Genomic DNA, 4,853 nt, shown 5'->3' on the forward strand with positions numbered 1-4,853 from the left:
CCCAGTTAAACCCTGCTTCGCAGGAAATCCTTCGGATTTGTTTAACCGGGCAGGCCCAGTTAAACCCTGCTTCGCAGGAAATCCTTCGGATTTGTTTAACCGGGCAGGCCCAGTTAAACCCTGCTTCGCAGGAAATCCTTAATTTGTGCTAAGTGCCTAAGTCGCTCAGACAGTTTGCAGGCATTTTGCCAAACCCAGGAACCTGCAAGGACATAACTCGAAAAAAAACTTCACGGATTCAAGATCAACAATTTAAAAAACCGGTGTATCTTTTCAGCATTTTATGATATTGTATGATACTGTATGCTGCATGGGACAGGCAATGTATATGGGACACTGTATGGGACAGGCACTCCTGCAACCCTCAGGGCTGTAAGCCCTCCTCTGTCTCCGAGTATCTGTTCAGCGCGTTTAAGGAAAGCAGGGGACAGGCACCCCCGCACTTATTTTTCTGAAGGAAAATTGACAGGTTTTAAAAATAAGTGCGGGTAGCGCCAGTCCCCGTGCCACATGCAGAGCGCTGAAAAGATACCTCTTCGAGCTGTATGCTCTCCCCTCCGGCCTGGAAGACCTCCGGGTTGGAAGCGGAGCAGGAAGCCGAACCGTAGCACGTGGCTGACGAGACGGAGGTGTTGCAGGAAGCCGGGCCACATACAAAGCATTGAACAGATAACAACCGGTGAATATTACGAGTGTACAAATGGATGAACAATTATCTAAGATTGATGAACTGGACCATTTTGAGAAAAAAATCCTGCAGATCTGTGCTCTTGCTGCACCCATTTTCAATATCAGCAACATACATACCCTTCTGCTGCTTTCTAATGCTGCTTTACCCCAAGGTGTAGAAAAAGCCCCAGGAGAACTTGGCCCTTACCTGGTCAGGCTGCAGGAAGGTGGCTTTCTGAACTCTGAGTTTGACTGTAATGCTGGTATCCGGGAGATTATGGCCAGGCAGGCCTCCAGGGAACCGGACTTTAAGAAGCTATACAGGACGATAAAGGATAAATGGCCGGCCAGCAGGTATTTTCAAAGCCACTATTCGATGGGGAATGGCGGAGTGGAAATGTTGGCCAGGGACATACGCCTGGATATCCTGGCCGGTGATACAGATGCCTTTATCAAGGACTTAAGGTTTTTCAACCAGTATGGTGATAACCTGAACCAGACCACCCCCCTGCTGTCTATCTGCACCAATCCCTTTGATCACCATTGGATGCAGACTTTGCCATCCATCATTCAGGACAAGATACTGGAAGAGGTTCTGCATTTATTTATCACAAGGGGCATAAACCCAGGCAGTGGAGTAGTGCCTTATGCTTCTCTGTATGTCGAGCAAAAAGTCGTTTCCTCTTTTTCAGCTTTGAAACTCAAATTTTTCCTGTGCTGCATTAATTTAATGTCTGCGAAACTGGACCGGGTCGAGGAGTTGATCCCCGGCCTTGATTTTGAACGGCTTGAATACATGTGTAGGGGGTGGGCCTGGTTTTTGAAGGGGGATGATGACAGGTCAATTGCAGCGTTCACTGAAGCCCTGGCAGACCTGCGCAAGGGGTACAGGTCCAAAAAGATTTTCTTTTCTGATTCATCTGGACAGGTTTACCTGCTGAGCCTTCTGAGAAAACAGAATCCGGAAAGCCTGAAGAAACTGCGTACCCTCATTGCTGATATTGAAAGCAACATCAATGAATATGCCGGTTCTAAATTAAGACCTGCATTAAGCGCGCTGCAAGCCATTTTGCACTTCCTGGACATGGAAGAGGAGTCCGCCCGGGAAAAGCTTGATCATATGGCTTCTCATCCTGACCTGCTTGCAGGTTTTATCTGCAATCTGGCCCGTTTCTGGGTAAATCAACACCTTACTCCCAACCAGAAAAATGATTTGAAATCGATCCTGGACAGGGCAATGGACTGCGGTTTCGACTGGATCAGCATTGAGTCCGGCTGTCTGCTCATGGCAGCGGATCCCAAAGGGCTCAGCGAGGAGGAGCAGGAGTTCATACAGGGTCTTAAAAGAGATACCGGTATAAAACCCATGGCGGACCTCGTTCAGCCTTTTGAAAAATGGAAAATGGCCCTGCAGGCCCTGCAAAAGACGGCGTACCAGCAGGGGGATGCTGCAGAGGGCCAAACAAATCGGGTGGCATGGTTGGTTGAAATTGCTGAAGGAAAGCTGAAATGGCTTCAGCCCAAACTGCAGAACCAGAACAAAAAGGGAGGCTGGACCAAGGGGCGCAACATTGCCCTTAAAGTGCTTTTTCATCAAATGAACTCTCTGGCTTATTTGAGCAATCATGACCTGAGATTATTGACAGCGCTCAAGAGGTATTTCGATGGGTACCGCTCCAACTGGTATGATTTTGATCTGGACCGGGCCCTGTTACTGCTGGTGGGGCACCCAAGGGTTTTCAGGGAAAACGACCTGGAGACCCCGGTGGAGTTTGTAAGGGGAGAACCAGAAATCAGCGTGGTCAAATCAGGTAATGGTTACCAGCTTTCCATGAGTCCTGATCTCAGGCATTATTCACAGGTGGCTGTCCAGGATACACCATACAGGTACCGGGTGGTTCAGGCATCCGATGCCCATAAGCGTCTGGCTGGTATCCTGGGCAATCAAGGCGTCAAGGTGCCCGGCGATGGCCGGGATGAACTGCTGAAAACCATATCCAGTCTTTCCGGGATGGTTACCATTCATTCTGACCTCTCGGAGCACAATTCAGATATCCCCGAAGTTACCGGGGATTCTGTACCAAACATCAGGATCTATCCGGCCGGGTCCGGTTTTAAAGTGGACATGGTCGTGAGACCTTTTGTGGACGATGGACCCTTTGTCAGGCCGGGTGAAGGACGGGCTGTTATTATGGCCGAAGTCAGGGGTAAAAGAATGCTGGCCAGACGGGATCTGGAACTGGAGGCCTCCAAAGCCGCCAAAGTGGAAGCCGGATGCCCCAGCCTGGAGAGTTTTGATGGCCAGGATCAGCTTTGGATCATAGATGGTCCGGCCGGATGCCTGGATTTTCTCTCTGAACTGAGAGAGCTTCAGGAACAGGGTCTGGTGCGCCTACTGTGGCCCGAAGGCGAAAAGCTGCGTATTGCCCGCAACGTCAATATGGACAACCTGGAACTTGAGTTGACCAGCAGGCAGGAGTGGTTTGAGGTGGATGGAAGACTTGCCGTGGACCAGGAGACGGTATTAAAACTAAAAGAGCTGATGCAGGCGCTGGGAGAGCAGGATGTCCGTTATGTTGCCATGGATGACAAAAGTTATGTAGCCCTGACCAGCAAGCTTCGCAGGAGGCTCAGTGAACTTGCGCACCTCTCCGAGATCAAAAAAGACGGTATCAGGCTGCCCGGGCACAGCATCCTGGCACTGGAAGATCTGGACCGGGAGGCGGGGAGTTTTAAAGGGGACAAGGCCTGGTCCAGGCGCAAAAAAGAGATACGCGAAGCCATTTCAGCCAGGCCGGAACCTCCCTCCACACTCAGGGCGGACCTGCGGCCCTATCAGGTGGAAGGCTATCAGTGGCTTTCCAGGATGGCCAGGCTGGGGCTGGGGGTCTGTCTGGCCGACGACATGGGCCTTGGCAAGACTTTGCAGGCCCTGGCGGTAATCCTGGAGCGGGCATCGCAGGGCCCCACCCTGGTGGTGGCCCCTACATCGGTATGTCCCAACTGGATTTCAGAGACCCGTCGCTTCGCCCCCACCCTGAAACCTGTGCTGTACGCCGGCAGGGACCGGCAGGATCAACTGGTGGATCCAGGACCATTCGCCCTGCTGATCTGCAGTTATGCGCTTCTAATGCAGGATGCTCAGCATCTGTGCCGGGTGGAGTGGCAAAATGTTGTCCTGGACGAGGCCCAGGCCATCAAAAACTGGAGCGCCAAACGGACCCAGGCGGCCATGAATCTAAACGCCCGCTTCAGGATGGCCACTACCGGCACTCCCATTGAAAACAATCTGACCGAGCTTTGGACCCTGTTTATGTTTTTGAATCCAGGCCTTCTGGGGCCCAGAAAAAAATTCAATGAACGGTTCGTGCTGCCCATCCAGAAGTATGAAAACAATGAGCAGAAAAAGCTCCTCAAGAGAGTTATTCAGCCGTTTATTCTGCGACGTCTTAAGTCTCATGTTCTGGAAGAACTGCCCTCACTCACCGAGGTAACCCTCAAGGTAAGTCTGAGCCAGGAGGAGACCGTTATTTACGAGGCCATGCGTCAGCAGGCCCTGGAAAATCTGGAAAAAGCCTACCTTGAGGGTGGAGCAAGGCATTTGCAGATTCTGACTGAGCTGACCAGGCTCAGGCAGGTTTGCTGCCATCCCAGGATGGTAATTCCTGAAAGCGAAGTACCAGGCTCCAAACTGGAACTGTTGCAGGAAATTGTAACAGAGTTGCTGGCCAACAAGCACAAGGCCCTGGTCTTCAGTCAGTTTGTCAAGCATCTGAGCCTGGTCCGGGAACGCCTGGACGCTATGGGCATAGAATACCGCTACCTGGACGGCAGCACGCCGAGCCATGTCCGGGAGCAGGAGATCCAGGCCTTCCAGGAGGGCCGGGGGGATCTGTTTCTCATCAGCCTCAAGGCCGGGGGGCTTGGCCTGAACCTGACGGCTGCAGACTACGTCATCCATCTTGATCCCTGGTGGAATCCGGCGGTGGAGGACCAGGCCACGGACCGCAGTCACCGCATAGGACAGGAAAACCCGGTGACCGTATACCGGCTGGTGGCCGAAAACACCATAGAGGAAAAGATTGTCCGGCTGCACGCTGAAAAACGCGACCTGGCCGACAGCCTGCTGGAGGGAACCGACAGCGGCAGCAGGGTATCGGCGGAAGAACTGATGCAGCTTCTGC

At 52.3% G+C, this 4,853-nt stretch carries 1 protein-coding gene; it reads left to right on the plus strand.

The genetic code is table 11. The features are described 5' to 3' along the window. Nucleotides 1-700 precede the first annotated feature (700 nt). On the plus strand, nucleotides 701-4,853 hold a 4,153-nt coding region (locus tag QZP87_RS03870; RefSeq protein ID WP_291321602.1), incomplete at its 3' end, for a DEAD/DEAH box helicase.

This window comes from Desulfonatronospira sp. (assembly GCA_003563255.1).
Lineage (GTDB): Bacteria > Desulfobacterota > Desulfovibrionia > Desulfovibrionales > Desulfonatronovibrionaceae > Desulfonatronospira.